The organism is Kitasatospora sp. NEAU-CNBT7, assembly GCF_057220535.1.
In genome coordinates, this window is the sequence record NZ_JBXQQB010000104.1 from 1 (window position 1) to 3847 (window position 3847).

At 59.0% G+C, this 3847-nt stretch carries 2 protein-coding genes and 3 pseudogenes; 2 read left to right on the forward strand and 3 right to left on the reverse strand.

The annotated features are described in order from the left end of the window. A pseudogene (locus AC2TEW_RS38545) lies at positions 1–267 on the reverse strand (transposase); the annotation flags it as partial. Positions 268–317: 50 nt separating this feature from the next. Here AC2TEW_RS38545 and AC2TEW_RS38550 point away from each other — a divergent pair. Further along, positions 318–543, forward strand: a pseudogene (locus AC2TEW_RS38550) (IS630 family transposase); the annotation flags it as partial. Positions 544–608: 65 nt separating this feature from the next. Here AC2TEW_RS38550 and AC2TEW_RS38555 read toward each other — a convergent pair. After that, a complete protein-coding gene (locus AC2TEW_RS38555; RefSeq protein WP_484627812.1) occupies positions 609–758 on the reverse strand; it encodes a transposase in 150 nt (49 codons plus the stop codon). A 173-nt stretch (positions 759–931) separates the two neighbouring features. Here AC2TEW_RS38555 and AC2TEW_RS38560 point away from each other — a divergent pair, with 173 nt between their 5' ends. Continuing rightward, positions 932–2872, forward strand: coding sequence for a hypothetical protein (locus AC2TEW_RS38560; RefSeq protein ID WP_484627813.1), 1941 nt, complete (start codon positions 932–934; stop codon positions 2870–2872). Between the two features lie 852 nt (positions 2873–3724). Here the strand turns inward: AC2TEW_RS38560 and AC2TEW_RS38565 are convergent. Then, positions 3725–3847 (reverse strand): annotated as a pseudogene (locus AC2TEW_RS38565) (IS701 family transposase); the annotation flags it as partial.

Sequence of the window (3847 nt, forward strand, 5' to 3'; positions counted from 1 at the left end):
GACGCCGTTGCGGCTGTTGCCACTGCCCGCACCGGCCCGGTCGTGCTTCTCGTATCCGAGGTGGTCGGTGATCTCGCCCTCCAGAGCGGACTCCAGCACCCGCTTGGTCAGCTGCTGCAGCAGCCCGACCTCGCCGGTCAACTGGAGCCCGCTCGCGCGAGCCCGGTCGACCAGCTACCCGATCAACTGATCGTCCAACAGGTCCGCCGACAGCTCGACCGGCCGGACCTCTTCAACCGCCTCAACCGAGGCGATCACGTCGCTCATCAGGTGCTCTTCCTAGATCGGGAGATACACCGGTCACCGTACAAACCCCATACGCACCGGACCTCAACCCGCAAGAGGACATCTGGTCGCTGGTCAAGCCCACCATCGGCAAATCTCGCCGCCGCGAACCTCGACCAGCCCGCCCGGGCCGTCAGGCGCAGCCTGAAGCAGATCCAGTACCGCCCCCACCTCATCGACGGGCGCCTCTCCAACACCGGCCTGATCACGGACGGCCGACCACCCCCAGGGCCGACATCACGAGTTCAAGTTCAGTAGCTCGGTCAGCCGTACCTGGTGGGCCAGCACGTCATCCTCGAACCGAAGTCCAACTCCTGCGGCCGTCAATCCCACTGGATGCCCGTGCGCAGCACGAGGAGGATCCCCTGCAGGCACCCGCGATCATCCAACGGCAGGCGCCCCGGATTGCGTGACCGGCGCTGCCGCACCGGCAGCAACGGCCCGATACGCGCCCACAGATCGTCCGACACCACCCACGGCTGCCCCTTCGGCTTCCCCACGGATGGACCAACGAGCAGACCGTCGAGCAGACATGGCCACACCAGAGCTTTTGTTTTAGCTCCTCTAAGCACAGCCATGGTTAACTGTCGATGCGGAGCCATTATTCGAATTCACCAAGCCCCTACCTTTCAGTGAAAGAATAGCCATGAGCGAACATTGGCCGGAAATTGATCTCAGCTTCCTTTGTGAGGTCGACCCTGGGAAATCAAGCCTCTTGAAGACCATTGCTCACCGAAACTCTAATCCGTTTGCGAAGGTATCGCCGGAAGTTCCACTCGACCCCGAGGAGAGATATCTTTTTGAAGCCTTCCTGAGGCATAGCTATCCGGACCGAGTTGGGATTCTCAAGGAATCGCTTGCGATTTCCAAGCAATACAGGGATGGCGCGCTCATGAAAGGCCGATCCGGGCCTCAGGCCCATGGCTACGCCCAAGGAAGGCAGGCTAATCTATTCCCTCACATGAAAACCCCGTGGGAAGAATTTTCAATAAGAATCAAAGTCATTAAAGGTAGGATCTCAGTTGGGGCTCTCCCCGAGGCGGTTCTCTCTGGCGGGCAGCGAGCCAAAGCGGGCTCAGATGATGATTACCTGGTGCACCTGGCCTGCCGGCTTAAATCCATGTTCGAACTGGTGACCAGGATCCAGGTAACGCTTGTGGATGTCCGGACTGCAAAGGACTGTGGAATGCCTAGCAGTCGATTCATTGAGGCCTGCGACAGCTACCCGAAAATTCAGCAGAAGTTCCGATTGATATTCCAGGTTATCGACGGGCATCTCGATCGAATCTATTCCGACCTCGCGGAAGGCCGTACAGATCCTCTGGTCGGCGCCTTCGAACCGTTGCTGGTCGCGTTTGAGGAGATAGACAAGAAATGTGCTGAATATCTAAGCCTGGTGGTGGCCGGATCTGACGAAGTATACCGGTGGGCCGAAGCCAAGTTCAACGCCAAGGCGACGGCGAAGTTCGAGGCTGACCACCCCGATACGGCTGGGACACTCAAGGTGATTGGGGTTGTCTTCCAAACTATCGTTGGGGCCGCCTCGGTTGCACTGACCGGTGCGACACATGGACTCACCGCCAAAGCCGTTCCTGTCGCCTATTTTGCCGCAAATCGGGCCTGGCAGAAAATCTCGCTTCGAATCAGCGTGAGGCACATGGATGGCAAGACTGCACAGAACATTGCCAAATCAGTTCATTCAACAGTGACTGACACGACCGGGAAGACCTTGGGGAAGATCACCGCAAGCGCCAGTTTGGCCTCCGGTCTGACGAAGGGGGCAGGAGCGGTCGGTGCGATCTCCCACCACACAGCACAGCTTGCAGGCAGTGCCATGACGCCGGTAGGCCATCTCACCGGGGCGGTCGGAGCGTCGATTTCCCTAAATAATACGGGTAGAACCATTCATACGGACAAGACAAGCTCCACTCGAAAGGCAGAAAAAGCCGTATACTTGGCCCTGGAAATGCTCGGCGTTTCGGATATTCCGGAAAAGGTGAAGTCGACTTTTGAATTGACCGATTTCCATAATGGCGCATTCGTTGTCAAGTTTGCGGGAATTGATGGGTTCGTTGACGCCGACGGCTACTTCTGTGATAGCGGCGGAGCTCTGGCCGCCACCCGGCTACTGGATCGCGCCATGGAGCGCTCTTATCTAGCCAAAGAGCTGCTGGACCAGCAGGGACTGGCGTCTGTGGCCTGGGAGAGCGCTGTATTCCTCGGAGTGGAAGGCGGGAAAAATAAGTTCGAATGCCCGGTTGCACTAATTGACGGGACCGCCTGCACGGCGGTCGTCTGGATTGACTCCAGTGGGAATTTTAGCATCACCTTGCCGAAGGCAAAACCAGTGGACATTGATGCACTTGACCCGGGGCCGGATCGGATCTTGATGAATGCAAAGGTAATTTGGCAGGATAGTGGATGCGAGGTTCAGCGCTGGCGTGTTGTGCGGCCCGATGATCTCACTCTCGAGATGAAGGATGCCATCAAGGCCTCGAGTTGGACGATTGACGAGATCGCTGATTCCATAGCAAAAATCAATGATGGTATCACCAGGAATGAGCGATTCATTTCAATGTTCTACTGAAAATTTTTATCTTGCTCGATGGGGATGGGATATCAGTTTGGGATGAACGCTTCACTGGTGCTTCAGTGCGATTTCGTGATCTAGTACTGCAACGGTGCTTACTGTGATGCGGCTTCAGCTTCTGGGCTGCGGCCTCGTCGCCTGTAGCGCCTGGTCCGAGCCTGGTGCTGGCGTCGATGTCGCCATTGGACCAGTGCGGGACATGGTCAATGCTGCGACGGACGGGCCGAGTCAGCTGGGTGGCCGGCCGACGGCAGTGTCCGGTGAATCATCTTTGGATCTTGGAACTGGATCGCCGTTCTTGATCGTTTGTCGGTCGGGGGGAAAGGCGATCTGACGAACGAGGAGTTTGCGCCGTGAGGCGCTGTTGGTTCGAGCGGAGGTGGGAGACCTTCGCCGCTGACCTTGTCGCAGCAAGGCGGCGAAGCTGAGGGCAGCCTGATCCGGGTGATGCCGGGGAGGGCGGGAGCGGCCCTGACAACGTGGGGACGTGCCAGTACTGCCAGATGGTGCGGGTCCGGTAAGCGTGGTGGAGAGGAGTACGAGAGGAACCGGCGTCGTTACGTCCTAACTTCGTCACCGACTCCAATCTGGTGGATATGGGTCGGGTGCGGTGCGCACGGTTGCCTTCGGGGGCCGGAACTCCTGGGGCGTCTTAGTACTGCAACGGTGCTTAACGTGATGAGGCATCAGCTCTCGGGCTGTTGCCTCGTCTCTTGTAGTGGCTGGTGCGGGCCTGCTGTTGGCGTCGGCGGCGCCGGTGGGACCGGTGCAGGACGTGGGCGATGCTTCGGCGAACGGGCCGGGTGAGGTGGGCGATCAGTCGACGGATCTCGGGGACGGTGAGTGGGATCAGGTCTGGCGTTCGAGCCGGTCCGGCCCCTTTTCGAGCTGCTGGGCCCGCATGACTGTCAGGTAGGCGTGGGCGGCCATGGCGAGGGTGATGTGCCGATACCAGCCCGGGTAGCGACGGAT

What these genes read in the sequence shown, in the direction of transcription:
- AC2TEW_RS38560 (WP_484627813.1), top strand. Translation starts at nt 932, where the DNA reads ATGAGCGAACATTGGCCGGAAATTGATCTCAGCTTCCTTTGTGAGGTC.